The sequence below is a fragment of the Halopenitus sp. POP-27 genome, from assembly GCF_029889855.1.
Classification (GTDB): Archaea; Halobacteriota; Halobacteria; order Halobacteriales; family Haloferacaceae; genus Halopenitus; species Halopenitus malekzadehii.
The window spans coordinates 20,615-40,418 of the sequence record NZ_JARANU010000010.1 but is presented as its reverse complement, the minus strand read 5'-3'; the positions used below and the strand labels follow the sequence as shown (position 1 = coordinate 40,418).

Below are 19,804 nucleotides of genomic sequence, written 5' to 3'. Positions count from 1 at the left end.
TCGGACGTCGTTGAAACCACCGTTCGAGGGACATCGAGAATTATGGACGAAGAAACTGAGATCTATGCCTACGAGCTGTCAACCGACCACGCACACACGAGAGAACTGTTGGCGGTCGTCGCGGATCTGCTTCCTGATGACACTGCTGCGGGACCCGGCCACCACGGCAGCCGTTCGGCCGCGACGATCGACTCGACGTTCATACGCGAGTGTCTGAAGTGCGGCAAGACGATCGAAATCACGGTCTATGAGGACGATACGTACGAGGGCGGCCACTAATTCGGCGAGGTTACCGTGCCGGACGGGGACAGTGACGGGGAATACGAGACGACGGGTGAGTGGAAGGATCACGACGTGGTGAACTGGACCGGCGAAGCGAATTCGTTCGAGTATTGGGAGTGCGACGACTGCTATTGTTCTAGAAACCAATAGTTTTATTATATTGGTCTATGAACCAATAGATGAGGTTGGCCTCGCTGATCGACGACGACCTCGATGGCGTGAATGCGGGGCAGAAGTATCCGGACGGGACCGTCGTCCGCGTGTTTTGTATGCGGACGGATCGGGATGCGTACCCATCCGGGTGGGCCTACAAGTTCCACTACGGCGTGACGGAACCGGATCCGCCCCACACGCTTGATGATGGGACGATTCGTCGATATGATAACTCCCACGAGGACACCAAAGGACACTAACTGCACGTCGCACCGGATCCCGACCCAGCAATCATCGAGTTCCCGGGGTGGTAGAACTCTGGGAACGGTTCTGGAGCGAGATCCCGAAATCCGAGTTCGAGGTTCTATGAGGCCATCACACCACGGTGATTCCCTATGAACGACACTACGCCACCGCTGCATCCGATGGAGCGCGAACAGCTTCGGGCCGAATCAATCCTCGTCGTGACCGTGACGTCGTCCGATGCGTTCCACGACGACGTCACCGACGGGATCAAGACACTCGACCGGAGTGATGCGGTGGACTCCCCGCCGACGCTCTCGTTCACCAGCTACGACGACCTTATGGGGACGCTAACGCCGCGCGTCCTCGAGCTCATCGAAGCCATCCGCCGCGAAGAGCCAGCCAGCATCAACGAAACCGCACGAGTCGTTGATCGGGACGTGAAGAACGTCCACGAGGAACTCGGTCGGCTCGCCCAGCTGGGCATCGTCTTCTTCGAGGAAGATGGCCAGCGAAAGCGCCCGGTCGTCTGGTTCGACGAACTCGTGATCGACCTCCCGTTCGATCCGGAGGCCGGCGACACGGCAGCCGCTGCGCCGTGACCTCCTGAGAGTCGGTGGTCCATCGAGACGTCACCATCCGTCTCCAAGCGGACGGCTTCCAAGAAAACGGACGACGAGAAACAGCCGTGCTTAGGCATCGGTGTCGTCGATCTTCTGCTTCAGTTGAAGACAACGGAAAATGGCGAAAAGAGGGGCGTGAGCGCCTTATGCACCGGCCGCGATTTGAACGCGGGTTGCAACCATGGCAAGGTTGCGTGATACCACTACACTACCGGTGCGTGCTTCGCATCTGATCCTAACCCGGGTGATAAATAAAAGCGTTCCGTTCCACACCGCCCACGGTCCGCGCTACCAGCCACCCAGATCGCCCGACTGAATCGCGATCGTCGGTCGGCTGAACCACGATCGCGGTCGACGGACGGACGACGCCGGACCGACGACGTCTCACAAGCTCATACGCGCGATCAACTAGTAAAGGGCCACTATAGACCGGAACGGGAACCGTCGACGTGTCGTCCGGTCGGCAGCTCGATCCCGCGACGGCGACCGGACTCGTCCGATAGATGATCGGGCGATCGTCCGCACCCACCGACGCGATCGCGGATCCCGTCAACCCCTCTCAACCGGCGTGTGAAACCCACACAGCCGCAAACTCGTACCGCTACCCTTTTACGCCGTGATCGGGAATACGGGATACAGTCTGGTGACGGGACGATCCATGGACGGACTCACGATCTGTGTGCCGTCCTCGATCGTTCGAGAGGCCGAGGACGAACGCGAGGCAACTCGCAAACTCGGTACCGTGGCCCGCGCGGCCGCGGTCTTCTCGGCGACCCGGCTCGTCGTCTTCCCCGATCGGGAAGGCGAACGACGCCGGGGCGGCGGGTTCGTCGAAGCCGTGCTCCGGTACGCCGCGACGCCCCCCGAGCTCCGAACGGATCTCTGGGGACGACGCGACGAGCTGGCGTACGTCGGCGTGCTCCCGCCGCTTCGTGTCCCGTCACGGACCGGCTCGCCCCCCGACGGGGACGAGTCGACAACACAGGGACTCGTGACCGAGGTCGGACCTGACGGCCGCGTCCGGGTCAATTCCCCGCTGGGGGAACACCCGATCTCACTGCTCGTTCCCGACGGGATGTCGGTCGAGCAGGGGGAGCGCGTCACCATCAGGGTCTCTTCGAGAGAACCGGTCCGCGCCCGCATCACCGGGAAGCCGGAGGACGGTTTCCAGGTCGTGAGCGCGGACCTTCCGGACGTCCTCGCCGCGGGCGAGCTCGCAATCGCGACGTCACGACACGGGGAGGCGCTCTCCGTGTCGCGGCTCGCCGAACTCGCCCCGACGGTGCACGGCGCCGACGATGTCGTCGTCGCCTTCGGCGCACCCGGCAGAGGGCTTCCGGAGATCCTCGGGGTCCGCCCCGAGGACGTCACGGCCGCAGCCGGCGGCCCCGTCGAACCCGATCCGGGGTTCGACCTCTGGCTCAATACGATCCCGAACCAGGGAAGCGAGGTGGTGCGAACGGAGGAGGCGATGTTCGCGTCCCTCGCGTCCCTCACACTCACGGAGTAGGAGTAAACACATGCCACAACCAAGCCGACCACGCAAAGGCTCGCTGGGCTTTGGACCGCGCACACGCGCGTCGAGCGAGGTGCCTCGCATCCGCTCGTGGCCCGACGACGACGGAGCGCCAGCGCTCCAAGGGTTCGCCGGCTACAAGGCCGGAATGACCCACGTCGTGATGGTCAACGACGAAGCCAACTCGCCGCGTGAGGGGATGGAGGAATCCGTTCCCGTCACGGTGGTGGAGACGCCGCCGATGTACGCGGTGGCCCTGCGCGCCTATGAAGACACGCCGTACGGCAAGAAGCCGGTGACGGAGGTCTGGACCAGCGAGTTCCACGAGGAACTCGACCGGACCCTCGATCTGCCGGCCGAAGACACGTTCGAGGAGGACGCCGAGGAGCTCGAGGCGCTGCTCGAGTCGGGCGCCGTGGACGACGTTCGCGTCATCACCCACACCGCCCCGGCCGACCTCTCGAACGTCCCGAAGAAGAAACCCGACGTGATGGAGACCCGCGTCGGCGGCGGCTCGATCGACGAGCGCGCCGAGTTCGCCCTCGATCTCGTTTCCGACGGCGGCGCCCACGAGTTCGGCGACGTCTTCCGTGCGGGCGAGTACACCGACGTCTCCGGCGTCACGAAGGGCAAGGGCACCCAGGGCCCCGTCAAGCGCTGGGGCGTCCAGAAGCGGAAGGGCAAACACGCCCGCCAGGGATGGCGCCGACGGATCGGCAACCTCGGTCCGTGGAACCCCTCTCGGGTCCGCTCGACGGTCCCCCAGCAGGGACAGACCGGGTACCACCAGCGCACCGAGCTCAACAAGCGCCTGATCGACTTCGGCGAGGGCGACGAGGCCTCCGTCGACGGCGGCTTCGTCAATCACGGTGAGGTCGACGGGTCGTACGCGCTGATCAAGGGCTCCGTGCCGGGACCGGACAAGCGACTGATCCGGTTCCGCCCGGCCATCCGACCGAACGACCAACCGCGCCTCGACCCCGAGGTCCGGTACGTATCCACCGCATCCAACCAGGGATAACCTATGAAGGCAACAGTACGAGACCTGGACGGCGAGGACGCGGGAAGCGTGGAGCTTCCCGACGTCTTCGAGACCGCGTTCCGCCCGGACCTCATCCGGCGTGCGGTCTCCGTCGCACAGGCCAACCGAAAGCAGGCGTACGGCGCCGACGAGTTCGCCGGGCTTCGAACCCCGGCGGAGTCGCCAGGCTCCGGCCGCGGGATGGCGCACATCCCCCAGGAGAACGGACAGGCACGCCGCGTTCCGAGCGCCGTGTCCGGCCGGCGCGCCCACCCGCCCAAGGCCGAGAAGGACCAGTCGAAGGACCTCAACGACAAGGAACGGCAGCTCGGCATCCGATCGGCCATCGCGGCCACCACGGACGCCGAGATCGTCGCCGAGCGCGGCCACGCGTTCGACGAGGACCTCGAGCTGCCGCTGGTCGTCTCCGACGACTTCGAGGACCTCGAGAAGACCCAGGACGCGCTCGCGTTCCTGGAGGCGGTCGGGGCTGACGCGGACATCGAGCGCGCCGAGGAGGGCCGCTCGGTCCGCGCGGGTCGCGGGAAGACCCGTGGGCGGAAGTACAAACAGCCCAAGTCGCTGCTCGTCGTCACCGCCGAGGAGCCGTCCCGTGCCGCACGGAACCTCGCCGGCGTCGACGTCGCCACCGCGGCGACGGTCAACGCGGAGGACCTCGCGCCCGGAACGCATCCGGGACGACTCACCGTGTGGACCGAAGGCGCCGTCGAGGAGGTGGCCGACCGATGAGCTCGATCATCGAGCACCCGATCGTCACGGAGAAGGCGATGGACGAGATGGACTTCGACAACAAGCTCCAGTTCCTCGTCGACATCGACGCGACGAAGGGCGACGTCCGCGAGTCCATCCAGGACCGCTACGACGTCACGGTCACGAACGTGAACACACAGATAACGCCGAAGGGAACCAAGAAGGCGACGGTGACGCTGTCGGCCGACGACGACGCCACCGAGGTCGCCTCCCGAATCGGGGTGTTCTAGATGGGACGACGAATTCAGGGACAACGACGCGGACGCGGTGGCTCGACGTTCCGAGCTCCCTCGCACCGCTACAAGGCGGAGCTGTCGCACAAACAGAACGAGTCCGACGGCACGATCGCCGGCGAGATCGTCGGCATCGAGCACGACCCGGCCCGCTCGGCCCCCCTCGCGGAGGTCGAGTTCGAGGACGGCGACCGGCGGCTCGTGCTCGCGCCCGAGGGCGTCTCGACCGGCGAGACGATCCAGGTCGGCGTGAGCGCGGAGATCAAACCCGGGAACACGATGCCCCTCGCGGAGATCCCCGAGGGCGTTCCCGTCTGTAACGTCGAGAGCCAGCCGGGTGACGGCGGCAAGTTCGCCCGTGCGTCGGGCGTCTCGGCGACGCTGATGACCCACGACCGCGACGTCGCGGTCGTGCAACTGCCGAGCGGCCAGGTCAAACGACTCAACCCCGAGGCACGCGCCACGATCGGCGTCGTCGCCGGCGGCGGTCGAACGGAGAAGCCGTTCGTGAAGGCCGGAAACAAACATCACAAGATGAAGGCACGCGGGACGAAGTACCCGCGCGTTCGGGGCGTCGCGATGAACGCCGTCGACCACCCGTTCGGTGGCGGCGGCCGCCAGCACCCCGGACAGCCGAAGTCCGTCTCGCGGGACGCCCCGCCGGGACGCAAGGTCGGCGATATCGCGTCCAAACGCACCGGACGCGGGAGTAACAAATGAGCACCGAATACCGCATCGGCCGCGAGGGCGAGGAGTTCGCCTACCGCGGCCACACGCTCGAGGAGCTGCAGGAACTCGATCTCGACGAGGTCGCGGAACTGCTTCCCGCACGCCAGCGGCGAACCATCGAACGAGGACTGGGCACCGAACAGCGCAAGCTGCTCGAGACCGCCCGTGAGCGAACCGAGGAGGGGACGGCGGATAACCCGATCCGGACCCACCTTCGGGACATGCCGATCCTGCCCGAGTTCGTCGGAGTGACCTTCGAGGTCTACACCGGACAGAGCTTCGAGCGCGTCCGGGTCCGGCCGGAGATGATCGGCCACTATCTCGGCGAGTTCCAGCTCACCCGGACGTCGGTCGAACACGGCCAGGCCGGCATCGGCGCGACCCGATCCTCGAAGTTCGTGCCTCTCAAGTAACCTATGGGAATCAACTACAGCATCGAGGCCGACCCGGAGACCACCGCCAAGGGGATGCTCCGCGAGCGGCCGATCAGCCTGAAGCACAGCAAGGCGATCTCCCGCGAGATCAAAGGGAAGACCGTCTCGGAGGCCGAAAGCTACCTGCACGCGGTCATCAACGAGGAGCAGTCAGTTCCGTTCCGCCAGCACAACAGCGGCGTCGGACACCGGTCCGACATCGATGGCTGGGACGCCGGGCGCTACCCGGAGAAGGCCTCGAAGGACTTCCTCAAGCTCATCGAGAACGTCAAGCACAACGCGACCGAGCAGGGCTTCGACGGCGACGAGATGGTCATCACCCACGTCGCACCGCATAAGGTCGGCGAGCGTCCGGGGCGACAGCCCCGCGCGTTCGGCCGTGCCTCGCCGTCGAACACGACGCTCTGTGACGTCGAGCTCATCATCGAGGAGGCCGACGCGGCCGCGGAGGACACCGAATAATGGCAGACGAACACCAATTCATCGAGAACGGCCTCCAGCGGGCCCAGATTGACGAGTTCTTCGCCGACGAGCTCGGACGCGCGGGCTACGGCGGGATGGACATCGCCAAGACGCCGATGGGGACCCAGATCGTCCTGAAGGCGGAAAAGCCCGGGATGGTCATCGGCAAGGGCGGGAAGAACATCCGAAAGATCACCACGACGCTCGAGGAGCGGTTCGACATGGACGACCCGCAGATCGACGTCCAGGAGGTCGACGAGCCGGACCTCAACGCTCGGATCGTCGCCGACCGCCTCGCGAACGCACTCGAGCGCGGCTGGTACTTCCGAAAGGCCGGCCACACGACGATCGACCGGATCATGGAGTCCGGCGCCCTCGGCGCCGAAATCGTCCTGTCCGGGAAGGTCACCGGCGCGCGATCGCGCGTCGAGAAGTTCAACCGCGGCTACATCAAGCACAACGGCGAGCCCGCCGAGAACGTCGTCGACGAGGGGCAGGGCGTCGCCGTGATGAAGCTCGGAACGATCGGCGTGACGGTCAAGATCATCCCGCCGGGAGCCAAGCTGCCCGACGACTTCGGCCTCCGCGAGGACGCCGAGGTGCCCGAGGTCGAACAGACCGTCGAGGAGGAGGGCGTCGAATCCCTCCTCGAGGAGGAGCCCGAGGAGGTTCCGGACGTCGGCGCCGACGAGGACGTCGACGTGCCGACCGGCGGCCCCGAAGACGTCGACGTCGAGGAGGATCTCGACGAGGAGATCGTCGAGGAGGTCATCGAGGAGACCCAGGAGACGTCCACCGAGGCGACCGACACCGCACCCGCGGAGCCGGTCGAGACGGCAACGCCCGGCGACGAGGACGTCGACGACCTCGACGAGGACGTCGAGGCGGAAGCCGAGGCGCTCGTCGACGAGATGGAGTCCGCCGATGACGACGACGCGGCGGACGCTGATGCCGACGCCGCCGACGGCGAGGAGGAGGCCTGACGATGGCGATCCTCTATCCCGATGAGATCCGCGATATGACCGCTGCCGAACGCGAGGTCGAACTCGAGGAGCTCGAGACCGAGCTGCTCAATCTGAAGGCCCAGCAGGCCGCCGGCGGGATGCCCGAGAGTCCGGGCCGCGTCAGCGAGCTGAAGACGACGGTCGCCCGGATCAAGACGATCCAGGGTGAGGAAGGCGACTTCGACGACGAGTAGCGACCCGGCCCGACACAGCAACACAACCCACACGAAACCATCGACGATGCTCACACCCGACACGCTCACACGACACGAACTCGTCGGCCTCCCGATACGGGTGGCTGACGCCCGCAACGCCGACAGCGTCGGCTGTGCGGGTCGTGTCGTCGACGAGAGCCAGCGAACCCTCAGCGTTCGCACCCCCTCGGGTGACAAGCGCGTTCCCAAGTCCGGAACGACCTTCGAGTTCGCGATCGTCGATCGACCGCGCGTCGGCACCGTCGCCGACGACCGGTCGGCGGTAACTGACGATACGCCCACAGATGAAGCCGCCGGCGGCCGCAAGGCCCCGGGGTCCACGTTCGAACTCGGACCGGATACTGCGGGGGTCCGCCCCCGTCAGTCTCGTCCGTCCGACCCGACCGCAACGGGAGATTCTCCCGATTGCGACGGGGCGGCGAGCCGCTCCCTCGGCGAGTGCGAGGACGTGGTCTACGTTACGGTGGATGGCGACAAACTGCTCTCACGACCCGCCGAACGCACCGAACGAGGTGTCTCAGTATGGCGATAGGAATTGACGTCCCAATGCCTCCGGAGCCTGACAACCCGGAGGAGTACGACTACGAGAAGTGTCCGTTCTACGGACAGCTATCCGTTCGTGGCCAGACCCGTGAGGGAACGGTCGTGTCGACGGATATGGCAAAGACCGTCATCGTCGAGCGGGAATACGACGTGTACGTACCGAAATACGATCGGTACATGAAGCGTCGCTCGCGCATCCCGGCCCACGTGCCGGGCGTGCTCGATTCCCTCTCGGTCGGTGATGAAGTGACGATCGCGGAGACGCGACCCCTGTCGAAGACGAAATCCCACGTCGTCGTCGAAGTGCTGGACGGTGATGCCTGATGGAGGCGCTGAAAGCCGACGTCACGCAGGGACTCGAGAAGGGCTCGCTCATCACGTGTGCGGACAACACCGGCGCGCGCGAGCTCAAGGTCATCAGCGTGCACGGCTACTCCGGCACGAAGAATCGCCACCCCAAGGCGGGGATCGGCGACAAGGTGACCGTCTCGGTCACGAAGGGAACCCCGGAGATGCGACGGCAGGTGCTTGAAGCGGTGGTCGTTCGCCAGCGAAAGGCGATCCGCCGCCCCAACGGCACCCGTGTCCGCTTTGAGGACAACGCCGCCGTCGTCATCGACGACCTCGAGGAGCCGCGGGGCACGGAGATCAAAGGCCCCATCGCTCGTGAGGTCGCCGAACGCTTCGGCAGCATCGCGTCCACCGCGACGATGATCGTCTAACCATGACGCGACAGCCACGCAAACAACGAAACCAGACGGAGAACGCCCCGCTTCACGAGCGGCAGCGACGGGTTCGGGCGACGCTCACAGACGACCTCCGTGCGGAGTTCGACCAGCGGAACGTCCGCGTCAACGCGGGCGACACGGTCGAGATCCTGCGCGGTGACTACGCCGGCGAGACCGGCGAAGTCGTCGACGTCGACCTTCGCGCGGAGACCATCACGGTCGAGGACGTTACCGTCGAGAAGTCCGACGGCGAGGAGGTTCCTCGTCCGCTTCCGGCGAGCAACGTCCGCGTGACGGACCTGAACCTGGAGGACGACCGCCGCGAGGCGCGGCTCCGGGAGGATAACGAATGACGAACCATCAGAAACGACTGGCAGTACCGAACTCCTGGCCGGTCGAACGCAAGACGGACACGTTCACCGTCAAGGCGGGTGCCGGACCACACGGCGAGTCCGGCGTGCCGCTTTTGATCCTGCTGCGGGACGTCCTCGAGTACGTGGACACCCGCAAGGAGGCGCGCTACGCGCTCAACCAGGATTCCGTGTTGGTGAACGGCGACGCCGTCTCCGACGAGGAGCGGCCGATCGGGATGTTCGACATCCTGGCGTTCACCGAACGCGAGGAGTACTACCGCGTCTTCCCCGACGAGGGCGGCCGGCTCGCGCTGACGCCCATCGACGCCGACGCGGCCGATGGCCGCCTCGGCAAGATCGTCGCCAAGACGACCGTGGCTGGGGGCGATTCCCAGCTCACGCTTCACGACGGAACGACGCTGCACGTCGCCGCCGACGAGGCGGGCCAGTACAGCCCGAAGGACTCGATCGTCGTCGACAACGAGTCGAAGGAGATCGTCGCCCACTTCGGCTACGAGGAGGGCGCGCTCGTGACCGCCGTTGCCGGCCAGCACGCCGGCCAGATCGGCACGGTCGAGACGATCGACGTGACTCTCGGGTCCGGCGACAACGCCGTCACCGTGGAGACCGACGACGACGCCTACGAGACGGTCGAGGAGTACGTCGTCGTCATCGACGAGAACTTCACCGGAGGTGACGAGGAATGAGCGCCGAGGAGACGATGCGGCAGCCCTCCATCGAGAAGGTCGTCGTCCATATGGGCGTCGGCGAGGGTGGTGAACCGCTCGCGGACGCCGAGGATATCATCGAGGCCGTCACCGGCCAGCAGTCGGTTCGAACGACCGCCAAGAGCACGATCGCGGAGTTCGACATCCGTCAGGGCGATCCGATCGGTACCAAGGTGACGCTCCGCGGCGACGACGCCGAGGAGTTCCTCGAAACCGCGCTTGAACTGACCGATCTCTCGGTCTCGCAGTTCGACGACCGCGGCAATCTGAGCTTTGGGGTCGACGATCACACGGACTTCCCGAGCCAGGAGTACGACCCGAACGTCGGCATCTACGGAATCGACGTCACGGTCACGATCGTTCGACCGGGATACCGTGTCGCCAAGCGGAACACGGTCACGCGCTCGATCCCGTCGTCCCACCAGATGACGGTCGATGACGCGCGCGAGTTCCTCGAGGCGAACTTCGAGGTGGAGGTTGACGAATGAGCGAAACCGAAACAGACGAACTGGAGACGGGCGAACACGCAGCCAAGCGCACCGACGATCAGGTCGAGTGCCGTCGCTGCAGCCGCAAGCAGGGGCTCGTTGGAAAATACGACATCAACCTCTGCCGGCAGTGTTTCCGCGAGGTCGCCCGAGACATGGGATTCAGGAAGTACAGCTAACGATGGCAGGAAACGATCCACTCTCCGACGCGCTCGCGGGACTCGATAACGCCGAGCGAGTCGGACATCTGTCGTACACGGTAGAGCCCGCCTCAAACGTCATCGGCTCCGTCCTCGAGGTCTTCTACGACCGCGGGTATGTCGACGAGTTCGAGTTCGTCGACGACGGCAAGTCGGGACGCTTCGAGGTCGAACTGAAAGGCGCGATCAACGAATGTGGCGTCGTCAAGCCCCGCTACTCGGCGGGCGCCGACGAGTTCGAGAAGTGGGAGAAGCGGTTCCTCCCCGCCCGCGACTACGGGGCACTCGTCGTGACGACGAGCCACGGCGTGATGAGCCACTACGAGGCCCGCGAACAGGGCATCGGTGGCCAAGTGATCGCATACGTATACTAACCATGAACAGCGTCGAAATCAACATTCCGGACGACGTCTCCGCGGCGATCGATCACCTCGATCTCACCGTCGAGGGCCCGAACGGCAGCGTGACGCGCCGTCTCTGGTTCCCCGACATCGAGGTCTCGATCGAGGACGGCGCGGTCGTCATCGCTTCCGAAAACGAGGACGCGAAGACGAACGCGACCGTGGGTACCTTCGAGAGCCACGTCGCCAACATGATCCACGGCGTGACCGAGGGATGGGAGTACAAGATGGAAGTCTTCTACGCCCACTTCCCGATGCAGGTCACGGTGGAGGGCGACGACGTGGTCATCGAGAACTTCCTCGGTGAGAAGGCTGCCCGACGAACGCCGATCCGCGGCGACACGGACGTACAGGTCGACGGCGAGGAGATCGCGCTCTCCGGCCCCTCCAAGGAGGACGTCGGACAGACCGCCGCCGACATCGAACAGCTAACCCGCGTTTCCGACAAGGACACGCGCGTCTTCCAGGACGGCGTGTACATCGTCGAGAAACCCAAGGCAGGTGGCGTCTAAATGGTAGACGAACTCGAGGACATCAGCGGCGTCGGTCCCTCGAAGGCGGACGCGCTTCGCGAGTCCGGCTACGAGACCGTCGAGGACGTGAAGGCCGCTTCCCAGTCCGAGCTCGCCGAGGTCAACGGCGTCGGTAACGCGCTCGCTGCGCGTATCAAGGCCGACGTCGGCGGACTCGAAGTGGACTCGGAGACGGAAGCCGAGATCGAAGAGGAGACGGACGAGGAGTCGGCCGAGGTGGCCGACGACGAGGACGTCGAGACCGAACTGCGCCCCCGTGGCCACGCCGAGAAGACGCCCGACCTCGACGACGAGACGGCGCGCTCGCTGGCACAGAAACACCGCGAGGGCAAACCGCAGTTCAACCGGCAGGACTACCACAAGAAGAAACGCGTGCCGACGTCCTGGCGGAAACCGCGCGGCGCCCTCTCCAAACAGCGTCGCGGCATCAAGGGGAAAGGCGACACCGTCGAGGCCGGATTCCGGTCCCCGACGGCGGCTCGAGGACTCCACCCGAGCGGCTTCGAGGAGGTTCGTGTGCACAACACGGACGACCTCGAAGGCGTCGACGGCGACACCCAGGCGGTTCGGATCGCCGGCTCGGTCGGCGCGCGCAAGCGTGAACGGATCGAGGAGATCGCCGAGCAGGAGGAGATCCGCGTGCTCAACCCGACCTACGTCGAAGTGGAGGTTGACGAATGACGGATCTGAGCGCACAGAAGCGGCTCGCGGCCGACGAACTCGACGTCGGCAAGGGCCGCGTCTGGTTCGACCCCGACGCACAGGAGGAGATCGCCGACGCGATCACCCGCGAGGACGTTCGCGACCTGATCGATCAGGGGACGATCCGCGCGACGGACGCCAAGACCAACTCCCGCGGTCGAGCCCGCGAGCGCGACGCGAAGCGCTCGTACGGCCACGGCACCGGTGCCGGCTCCCGCAAAGGGAAATCCGGCGCCCGCAGGAGCGATAAGGACGACTGGATGGCACGCATCCGCGCACAGCGTGCACGCCTCAAGGAGCTTCGAGACGAGGAAGACGTCCTCGACCCCTCGGAGTACCGAACGCTGTATAACAAAGCCAGTGGCGGCGACTTCGACGACGTCGCTCGGCTCGAGGCGTACATCGAAACGCAGTACGGATACGAGGTGAGCGACTGATGGCAACAGGACCACGATATACGGTGCCGATGCGCCGTCGTCGCGAGGTTCGGACGGATTACCACCAGAGGTTGCGCCTGCTGAAATCGGGCAAGCCTCGCCTGGTCGCCCGGGTGAGCAACGCTCACGTCAGGGCGCAGCTGGTTACCCCCGGACCGAGCGGCGATGAGACCCACGTGGCGGCCTCGAGCGAGGATCTCGATGCGTACGGCTGGGAGGCTCCCACGGGGAACCTTCCGAGCGCGTACCTCACGGGATTCCTCCTCGGCGGCCGCGCCGTCGCGGACGGCTTCGAGGAAGCCGTCCTCGACATCGGTCTCAACACGGCGACGCCCGGCAACAAGGTGTTCGCAGTACAGGAAGGAGCGATCGACGCGGGACTGGAGATTCCCCACAGCGAGAGCGTGCTGGCCGACTGGTCGCGCAACCGCGGCGAGCACATCGCCGAGTACGCCGAGCAGCTTGAGGAGCCGCTCTACAGCGGGGACTTCTCCGCGACCGAACTACCCGAGCACTTCGACGACGTGCTCGCTACGATCCAGGAGGACTATGAGTAGACACAACGACGGCTGGGAACCGCGAACGCGGCTCGGCCGCAAGGTGCAGGAGGGCGAGGTCTCCTCGATGGAGCAGGCGCTGCAGTCCGGGCTCCCGCTCAAGGAACCGGAACTCGTCGATCAGCTCCTCCCGGGGCTGGAGGACGAAGTCCTCGACATCAATATGGTACAGCGAATGACCGACTCGGGCCGCCGCGTGAAGTTCCGGTGTGTGGTCGTTGTGGGCAACCGCGACGGCTACCTCGGGTACGCACAGGCCCGTGACGAACAGGTCGGCGGCGCGATCCAGAAGGCGATCGAGGTCGCAAAGCTGAACATCATCAAGGTCGACCGCGGCTCGGGCTCGTGGGAGGATCAGCCCGGCGGCACGAACTCCCTCACCCGCACGGCGGAGGGGAAGGCCGGCTCGGTCACCGTCGAGATCAAGCCCGCCCCGCAGGGGCTCGGGCTCGCGGCGGCGCCGACGGTTCGACACATCCTCGAGCTCGCCGGCGTGCAGGACGCCTGGACCAGCTCGAACGGGAACACACGAACGACCGTCAACCTCGCGAAGGCGACGTTCAACGCGCTGGAGAACGCGGCCCAGTCGCGAACGCCCCAGCACGCGCGTGAGGTCCACTACGACGAGGTGAGCGAGTGATGCAGGCGATCGTCCAACTGCGTGGCGACGTGAACATGAACGCCGAGGTGGAAGACACCCTCGAGATGCTCAACATCAATCGCGTCAACCACGCCACGTTCATCCCCGAGACCGACACCTACCGCGGGATGATCACCAAGGTCAACGACTACGTCGCGTTCGGCGAGCCGAGCCACGCGGCGGTCGTGGAGACGCTCACGCGCCGTGGCGAGCCCCTCGAGGGCTCTGCGGACATCGACGATGAGTGGGTCGCCGAACACACCGATTACGACGACGTCGCGTCGCTTGCGACCGCGCTCGTCGACGAGGAGACCACGCTACGCGATCAGGGTCTCTCGCCGGCAGTTCGGCTGCACCCGCCTCGCGGTGGCCACGACGGCATCAAACATCCGGTGATCGAGGGCGGCGAGCTCGGTCGACACGCGACCGAGGAGATCGACGCGCTCCTGGAGGCAATGCGATGACCGACAAGAAGAACCGCCAACGCGGGTCCCGAACGCACGGCGGCGGCAGCCACAAGAACCAGCGCGGTGCCGGTCACCGTGGCGGTCGCGGCGCCGCCGGACGGTCGAAACACGAGTTCCACAACTACGAGCCGCTCGGGAAGTACGGCTTCAAACGGCCCGACGGCGCACAGGAGGACATCAGCGAGGTGTCCGTCCAGAAGCTCGACGAGGACGCGGCGCTGTACGTCGCCGACGACGTCGCCGAGGAGGATGGCGAGACGGTCGTGATCGACGCCCGTGACGTCGCCGAGGACGGCTATGAGGCGGACGTCGTCAAGGTCCTCGGCGGCGGCCAGGTTCGCGGTCAGCTCCGCGTGACGGCCGACGCCTTTACCGCCGGCGCACGCGAGCTGATCGAGGAGGCGGGCGGCGAGGCCGTCCTCTCCGACCGCGCCGAGGAAGCCGAATCAGAAGACACATCCGACGCCGAGGACGACGACGCGTAACCATGAGCTGGAAGGACGCCGCCGAACCAGTGCTCACGCGGATGCCGACGGTCCGGCGTCCGGAGGGCCACGTGCCGTTCAAGCGGAAGATCGCGTGGACGGCCGCGATCCTGATGGTGTACTTCTTCCTTACCAACATCAACCCGTTCGGGTTGGCTGCGGGCCAGAGCAGCGACTTCTTCGGCCAGTTCCGGTCGATCCTGGCCGGCGAACACGGATCGCTGCTGCAGGTCGGTATCGGACCGATCGTCACGGCGTCGATCGTCTTACAGCTGCTCGGCGGTGCGAACCTGCTCGGACTGGACACGAACGATCCCCGCGATCAGGTCCTCTATCAGGGCCTCCAGAAACTGCTCGTGTTCATTGTAACGGCCATGACGGCGGCGCCGATGGTCTTTACCGGCGGGTTCCTGCCGGTCGATACGGCCGTCGCGAACGCGCTCGGCGTGAGCACGTTCCTCGTCCAGCTGATCATCTTCGCGCAGGTGTTCGTCGGCGGCGTGCTCATCCTGTTCATGGACGAGATCGTCAGCAAGTGGGGCGTCGGCTCCGGCGTCGGGCTGTTCATCATCGCCGCCGTCAGCCAGCAGATCGTCGGGGGCTTCTTCAGCTGGTCGGCGCTTGGCCAGGTCGGCTTCTTCGCCGGCTGGTACGGCATCCTCTTTGGCGATCTGACAATCGGGTCGGTCTTCACACCCGATGGACTCCAGAGCCTGCTGTTCGAGCCCGGAAACCTGCTCGCGCTGTTCACCACGGTGTTCATCTTCGTCGTGGTCGTGTACGCGGAGTCGGTTCGCGTCGAGATCCCGCTCTCACACGCTCGTGTGAAGGGCGCTCGCGGGCGGTTCCCGGTGAAGCTCATCTACGCGTCCGTCCTGCCGATGATCCTCGTTCGTGCGCTGCAGGCGAACGTTCAGTTCCTCGGCCAGATCCTCAACCGGACCTGGCAGGGGATGCCCACCTGGCTCGGCATCTACGGGGATCAGGGCCAACCCGTCTCCGGGTTCTTCTACTACGTGAACCCGATCCAACAGCCCCAACAGTGGATGTGGTTCCTCGGCGAGGCGTCCGCGGAACCGTGGATGATCGCGATACGGATCGCGATCGACCTGACGTTCATGATCGTCGGCGGCGCGATCTTCGCCATCTTCTGGGTGGAAACCACCGGGATGGGCCCGGAGGCGACCGCCAAACAGATCCAGAACTCCGGGATGCAGATCCCCGGGTTCCGCCGGAACCCGCAGGTCGTCGAGAAGGTGATGGAGCGGTACATCCCGCAGGTCACCGTCATCGGCGGCGCGCTCGTCGGGTTGCTCGCCGTGATGGCGAACATGCTCGGCACCGTCGGCGGCGTCTCCGGAACCGGGTTGCTGCTTGCGGTCTCGATCACCTACAAGCTCTACGAGGAGATCGCCGAAGAGCAGCTGATGGAGATGCACCCGATGATGCGCCAGATGTTCGGCTCGGAGTAAGAACAACTCTAGAACACACACGACCGTTCTAGGGGTTCTTACGCTAATTTTATCGAACTCACGTGGTCGGTTCTGCGAGTTGCTCGGTTCTGAGCATCAGCTATCGAGCCTCTCTCGCCTCTTGGCGTTTGATAGCGCCGTTACGCGTGTTCTGTAATATCTCCGAGCTCGAACAGTTGTACGTCATCGCGCTCGGACACGGCTTCCTGAACGGACTGTGTCGCACCATTCCGGGTGAATAAGGCGTACTTGGTGTTTCTCTCATCGGTGTCCGGCGTCCATCGAATCTCGGCGGCATGGTCTTCGAGCGAGGCGAGGGCTCCGTAGTCAAGCGGTGCGTTCGTGAACTTGCATTCCCCCACGACCATCGTCCCGTCCGTGGTGAATCCGACGACGTCAACCTCGTGTTCCTTGTACCACCAGCGACCGATATCAAGGAACGTCTCTGCGGGATAGAGCCCCGGGAGTGCGTCTTGGCATAGTCTCTCGAACTCGTGACTCACGAAGTCCGGGAGCTCCGGTTCGATGACCGCATCGTACGCGTTCTCTCCGAGACGTTCATATCGATCTTCCTTACCGTAAACGAACCGGAACCAGAACCGGAACAAGGGATCTAAGATTCGATAGCGGCCGCGGCGTGACTTCGCCTTCTGTTCAGTGATCGGGACCTCCCGCTCAATGAGTCGCAGACGCTCCAACTTCTGTGTGTACGTTGATATCTGCTTCCCGTCGATTCCTATCGCCTGAGCGATCTCGTTCGACGTCGTCTTTCCAGCAGCGATGGCAGTGAGGATCGCAAAATACCGGTTCGGATCTGTGAGTTCGGTACGGAGCACGTACTCCGGTTCGTTGTGGAGATATCCCTTCTGGGAGAGGATTTCTTCGGTGAGAACCGTTCCGAGGTCTCGTCCGAGATCGACGCCATCGAGATAGTACGGAACGCCACCGAAGATTCCCCACGTGAAGATCCGATCTTCGGGCGAATACGCGTCCGGAACGAACTCCTGTGCAGCAGCAAAGTTGAGGGGTCGGAGGTCAAGTCGTTCCGTGAATCGTCCGTACAAGGGACTGTTCCCGAGCAGCGTTGCTTCTTCCATCATACTGATCGACGACCCGACCAGAATGAGCGTTCCCGCGGTGTTCTGGAGCCGCTGGTCCCACAGTCGCTGGATGATCGAAGGGAGACTCTCGTCGGCGTCGATGAGGTAGGGGAATTCGTCTAAGACCACGATTCCGTCCTGATCACCCAGATATCCGAGCAGCGCTTCCCAGTTCCGTTTGATCTGCGTGATACCGGGGAAGGTTTCGGCGGCGACATCGACGAACTCGTCAAGCTGTATCTGGGAGGTGGTCTCCGTAGCCTGATAGACGACCGCGTCGTCACGGTCGGAGAGCGAGTGCTGGACGAGCTGTGTCTTCCCGAGGCGTCGCCGACCGAAAACCACGACCATCTCTGCGTCATCGGATTCATAGCAATCGCGTAGCCGAGCGAGTTCGTCGTCCCGATTCACGAAGTGGTTCATGCGCCCACTCCACCGTGACAGGGAATAATACTTCCGAATAGCCTATTTCAGAATAGGCTAATTCAAACTTGTCTATCGAACTTTCTATCGTCTCTCTTGATCTGCGGAGGTCAGACGACAACGCACATCCGGACTGATTCACCGCTATGTTCAGTAACTGAACACACTCATCCTTTTATGCGCCAGATGTTCGGCTCGGAGTAGCGAACATCTGCAATCTTTCACATTCTTTAGCAGCTCTGAGCGACCGCTTCGTCTTCACCCGTCTCCCTCCGGGGGGTGGTCGCGGTGAGCGACGTCGACCTCTTCGGTCGGCTTGACGCTGCCGAGCAGGTCACTGACGATCAAGAGACTACGGTCGAGTCGTCAGTCGAGCGGACCGAGACCGGAGAGACCGCCCACACTGCGCACACGGCCATCAACTCACCGACCACCACGGGAGGGCAGCGACGGTCCGCCTCTCCTCGGTACATTCGCGGTGTCGGTTCTGCCGGAGTACATTCACACGACTCGAATCGCCGTCTTACACGAGGGGAGATGTGACGTCGAACCGGTCCCACAGTGTCGGTACTACGGTGAAACGCATACCGGGAATTGATGGCCCGGAGAATCACTTGGCCGTCTGTGACGCGTACGAGCGTGCCAAAGGACGTACCACGGAGACCGGAGACGAGACGATGAGTCGACGACGAACGGGGCAGCCGTTACGATTATGTCACCAGTTCCAAACACGTTAGCTATCCTTCTTACCGTTCTGATATAATCGTGTAGTCACTGCTAACGGGAGATGGAACAACAGATGTTCTCGTCCCAGCGATCCCGGGGATGGACGACTTGACCCTTTCGTGTCAGGTGTCGTAGCTTCCGCCATCAGATAGCTCCATCCAGCGTTGATCCGGAAGTAATCTTTGACGACCGGTTCTGGGTACACATCACGAAGGGTATCGTAGATCGAGATTCCTCTGTGCCGGGCCTGGTCACAGTCTGGTTCCGGATAAAACTCACGTGCAAAAAATGCGTACACGTGCGGCGATTCGAATATACCATCCGTGATGGTATCGATCGAAGTTGAGGGTATTTCCCCGTTCTTCGAGATCTCACTTGTATCAATATGGTCCGCAACCGGCTCGACTGCTTCTAATTCGGGCCCCATCTCTTCCGTTCGCTCACACTCCGAGAAATGCTCAATACAACACTCTGGGTACCCGTGTAATGCTCCTTGGTACTGTTCGAACTCGCCGCGATCACCAGTGACAACTGCGTCGATGTTCCGATCGAGAACATCGGTCGGCGCTGGGGCATCGTCCTCGCGGAAGAAGTAAATGCGTGCACCGTAGTTAACTCGCTGAGGCGTTCTCAACCACTCCGGAATGACGAAACACGTGCCGGAGAACTGTTGTTTAAAATACCTCACTTCCGGAAGTTGTTGGAGGAGATCTCTATAACGTGTCGAGGCTGATTTGAGGTTTTCGCGCGTGAGTGAGTCGAAATCGATCTGAATCTGGTCGTAGACCTGGCGTGACTGGGATGCGATGCGTTGACGCTCTGTCAGCGACGAAACGGTCTCAACTGCATCTACTGCTAATTCCTGTCCCCGAAAATACTCATTATCCACCTGAATACTTGCACCGCGTCGTTCCTCTTCCATCACTGCTCGTACGTCCAGTGCTGCAAAGGCCGGAAGGGCTAGAACATCGCTCATATCTACTGATGCCACGAGAAATCACCGTCCTCAATATCTATCCATACTCTAATAAATTTATCCGACGATTAACAATAACTCAACGCTCTTCGTTTTCTCGGCGTGGGTTAGATTTGATCAAGCACCTGCGTAAGCCCCCGTCCTTAAGGAGCAACGCAG

At 63.8% G+C, this 19,804-nt stretch carries 29 protein-coding genes, 1 tRNA gene and 1 pseudogene; 28 read left to right on the top strand and 3 right to left on the bottom strand.

The annotated features are described in order from the left end of the window. Positions 1-42 precede the first annotated feature (42 nt). The 3 genes and pseudogenes from OQF70_RS07755 (at position 43) to OQF70_RS07745 (ending at position 1,280) form a co-directional block, all read left to right on the top strand. Positions 43-279 (top strand): hypothetical protein, encoded by a 237-nt coding sequence (locus tag OQF70_RS07755; protein ID WP_280536826.1) that lies wholly within the window; start codon positions 43-45, stop codon positions 277-279. A 182-nt stretch (positions 280-461) separates the two neighbouring features. Then, positions 462-805, top strand: a pseudogene (locus OQF70_RS07750) (DUF6516 family protein). A gap of 25 nt (positions 806-830) precedes the next feature. Then, the gene (locus OQF70_RS07745) at positions 831-1,280 is read left to right on the top strand and encodes a hypothetical protein (protein ID WP_177167474.1); all 450 of its coding nucleotides are present in this window, start codon (positions 831-833) and stop codon (positions 1,278-1,280) included. Between the two features lie 168 nt (positions 1,281-1,448). On the opposite strand, the gene OQF70_RS07740 is transcribed toward OQF70_RS07745, so the two are convergent. Next, positions 1,449-1,519 (bottom strand) — tRNA-Gly (locus OQF70_RS07740). Between the two features lie 440 nt (positions 1,520-1,959). Between OQF70_RS07740 and OQF70_RS07735 the strand changes: the two genes are divergently transcribed. From OQF70_RS07735 to secY, 25 genes are read left to right on the top strand one after another with little or no spacing between them, the layout of a single operon-like run. Next, entirely contained in the window at positions 1,960-2,811 is an 852-nt protein-coding gene (locus OQF70_RS07735) for an RNA methyltransferase (RefSeq protein WP_092817042.1), read from the top strand. Between the two features lie 10 nt (positions 2,812-2,821). Beyond that, positions 2,822-3,838: a 50S ribosomal protein L3 gene (locus tag OQF70_RS07730; RefSeq protein ID WP_092817043.1), complete on the top strand. Its 1,017-nt coding sequence runs from the start codon at positions 2,822-2,824 to the stop codon at positions 3,836-3,838. A gap of 3 nt (positions 3,839-3,841) precedes the next feature. Then, a complete protein-coding gene (rpl4p, locus tag OQF70_RS07725) occupies positions 3,842-4,588 on the top strand; it encodes a 50S ribosomal protein L4 (RefSeq protein ID WP_092817044.1) in 747 nt (248 codons plus the stop codon). Beyond that, the gene (locus OQF70_RS07720; RefSeq protein WP_092817045.1) at positions 4,585-4,839 is read left to right on the top strand and encodes a 50S ribosomal protein L23; all 255 of its coding nucleotides are present in this window, start codon (positions 4,585-4,587) and stop codon (positions 4,837-4,839) included. The genes rpl4p and OQF70_RS07720 overlap by 4 nt, the downstream gene beginning before the upstream one ends. After that, complete coding sequence (locus tag OQF70_RS07715) at positions 4,840-5,562, top strand: 50S ribosomal protein L2 (RefSeq protein ID WP_092817046.1); 723 nt, start codon at positions 4,840-4,842, stop codon at positions 5,560-5,562. Next, positions 5,559-5,984 (top strand): 30S ribosomal protein S19, encoded by a 426-nt coding sequence (locus OQF70_RS07710; protein ID WP_092817047.1) that lies wholly within the window; start codon positions 5,559-5,561, stop codon positions 5,982-5,984. Before OQF70_RS07715 ends, OQF70_RS07710 begins: the two co-directional genes overlap by 4 nt. A 3-nt stretch (positions 5,985-5,987) precedes the next feature. Beyond that, positions 5,988-6,467: a 50S ribosomal protein L22 gene (locus tag OQF70_RS07705; protein ID WP_280536824.1), complete on the top strand. Its 480-nt coding sequence runs from the start codon at positions 5,988-5,990 to the stop codon at positions 6,465-6,467. Next, the gene (locus tag OQF70_RS07700; RefSeq protein ID WP_280536823.1) at positions 6,467-7,450 is read left to right on the top strand and encodes a 30S ribosomal protein S3; all 984 of its coding nucleotides are present in this window, start codon (positions 6,467-6,469) and stop codon (positions 7,448-7,450) included. Before OQF70_RS07705 ends, OQF70_RS07700 begins: the two co-directional genes overlap by 1 nt. A 2-nt stretch (positions 7,451-7,452) precedes the next feature. Continuing rightward, complete coding sequence (gene rpmC / locus OQF70_RS07695; protein WP_280536821.1) at positions 7,453-7,665, top strand: 50S ribosomal protein L29; 213 nt, start codon at positions 7,453-7,455, stop codon at positions 7,663-7,665. A gap of 46 nt (positions 7,666-7,711) precedes the next feature. After that, entirely contained in the window at positions 7,712-8,218 is a 507-nt protein-coding gene (locus OQF70_RS07690) for a ribonuclease P protein subunit (RefSeq protein ID WP_092817051.1), read from the top strand. Next, complete coding sequence (locus tag OQF70_RS07685; protein ID WP_092817052.1) at positions 8,209-8,553, top strand: 30S ribosomal protein S17; 345 nt, start codon at positions 8,209-8,211, stop codon at positions 8,551-8,553. Before OQF70_RS07690 ends, OQF70_RS07685 begins: the two co-directional genes overlap by 10 nt. After that, positions 8,553-8,951, top strand: coding sequence for a 50S ribosomal protein L14 (locus tag OQF70_RS07680; RefSeq protein ID WP_092817053.1), 399 nt, complete (start codon positions 8,553-8,555; stop codon positions 8,949-8,951). Before OQF70_RS07685 ends, OQF70_RS07680 begins: the two co-directional genes overlap by 1 nt. Positions 8,952-8,953: 2 nt before the next feature. Then, a complete protein-coding gene (gene rplX / locus OQF70_RS07675; RefSeq protein ID WP_280536819.1) occupies positions 8,954-9,310 on the top strand; it encodes a 50S ribosomal protein L24 in 357 nt (118 codons plus the stop codon). Further along, positions 9,307-10,017: a 30S ribosomal protein S4e gene (locus tag OQF70_RS07670; protein WP_092817055.1), complete on the top strand. Its 711-nt coding sequence runs from the start codon at positions 9,307-9,309 to the stop codon at positions 10,015-10,017. Before rplX ends, OQF70_RS07670 begins: the two co-directional genes overlap by 4 nt. Further along, a complete protein-coding gene (locus OQF70_RS07665; protein ID WP_092817056.1) occupies positions 10,014-10,526 on the top strand; it encodes a 50S ribosomal protein L5 in 513 nt (170 codons plus the stop codon). The genes OQF70_RS07670 and OQF70_RS07665 overlap by 4 nt, the downstream gene beginning before the upstream one ends. Continuing rightward, positions 10,523-10,705, top strand: a complete 183-nt coding sequence (locus OQF70_RS07660) for a 30S ribosomal protein S14 (RefSeq protein WP_092817057.1) — start codon at positions 10,523-10,525, stop codon at positions 10,703-10,705. Before OQF70_RS07665 ends, OQF70_RS07660 begins: the two co-directional genes overlap by 4 nt. A 2-nt stretch (positions 10,706-10,707) precedes the next feature. After that, positions 10,708-11,100, top strand: a complete 393-nt coding sequence (locus OQF70_RS07655; RefSeq protein WP_092817058.1) for a 30S ribosomal protein S8 — start codon at positions 10,708-10,710, stop codon at positions 11,098-11,100. Between the two features lie 2 nt (positions 11,101-11,102). Beyond that, on the top strand, positions 11,103-11,639 hold the full coding sequence (locus tag OQF70_RS07650; protein ID WP_092817059.1) for a 50S ribosomal protein L6: 537 nt from the start codon (positions 11,103-11,105) through the stop codon (positions 11,637-11,639). After that, a complete protein-coding gene (locus tag OQF70_RS07645; RefSeq protein ID WP_280536818.1) occupies positions 11,640-12,341 on the top strand; it encodes a 50S ribosomal protein L32e in 702 nt (233 codons plus the stop codon). It begins immediately after the preceding gene. After that, positions 12,338-12,799 carry a 50S ribosomal protein L19e gene (locus tag OQF70_RS07640; RefSeq protein ID WP_280536817.1) on the top strand — a complete coding sequence of 154 codons (462 nt, stop codon included), beginning with the start codon at positions 12,338-12,340 and terminating at the stop codon, positions 12,797-12,799. The genes OQF70_RS07645 and OQF70_RS07640 overlap by 4 nt, the downstream gene beginning before the upstream one ends. Beyond that, the gene (locus OQF70_RS07635) at positions 12,799-13,356 is read left to right on the top strand and encodes a 50S ribosomal protein L18 (RefSeq protein ID WP_092817062.1); all 558 of its coding nucleotides are present in this window, start codon (positions 12,799-12,801) and stop codon (positions 13,354-13,356) included. The genes OQF70_RS07640 and OQF70_RS07635 overlap by 1 nt, the downstream gene beginning before the upstream one ends. Further along, positions 13,349-13,996, top strand: coding sequence for a 30S ribosomal protein S5 (locus OQF70_RS07630; RefSeq protein ID WP_092817063.1), 648 nt, complete (start codon positions 13,349-13,351; stop codon positions 13,994-13,996). Before OQF70_RS07635 ends, OQF70_RS07630 begins: the two co-directional genes overlap by 8 nt. Further along, positions 13,996-14,460: a 50S ribosomal protein L30 gene (gene rpmD, locus OQF70_RS07625; RefSeq protein ID WP_092817064.1), complete on the top strand. Its 465-nt coding sequence runs from the start codon at positions 13,996-13,998 to the stop codon at positions 14,458-14,460. Before OQF70_RS07630 ends, rpmD begins: the two co-directional genes overlap by 1 nt. Next, complete coding sequence (locus tag OQF70_RS07620) at positions 14,457-14,948, top strand: uL15m family ribosomal protein (RefSeq protein ID WP_280536816.1); 492 nt, start codon at positions 14,457-14,459, stop codon at positions 14,946-14,948. Before rpmD ends, OQF70_RS07620 begins: the two co-directional genes overlap by 4 nt. Before the next feature lie 2 nt (positions 14,949-14,950). Next, positions 14,951-16,420 carry a preprotein translocase subunit SecY gene (secY, locus tag OQF70_RS07615; RefSeq protein WP_280536815.1) on the top strand — a complete coding sequence of 490 codons (1,470 nt, stop codon included), beginning with the start codon at positions 14,951-14,953 and terminating at the stop codon, positions 16,418-16,420. A gap of 140 nt (positions 16,421-16,560) precedes the next feature. Here the strand turns inward: secY and OQF70_RS07610 are convergent, their stop codons facing one another. Further along, entirely contained in the window at positions 16,561-17,943 is a 1,383-nt protein-coding gene (locus OQF70_RS07610; RefSeq protein ID WP_280536814.1) for an ATP-binding protein, read from the bottom strand. A gap of 733 nt (positions 17,944-18,676) precedes the next feature. Beyond that, the gene (locus tag OQF70_RS07605; RefSeq protein ID WP_280536813.1) at positions 18,677-19,645 is read right to left on the bottom strand and encodes a hypothetical protein; all 969 of its coding nucleotides are present in this window, start codon (positions 19,643-19,645) and stop codon (positions 18,677-18,679) included. Positions 19,646-19,804 lie beyond the last annotated feature (159 nt).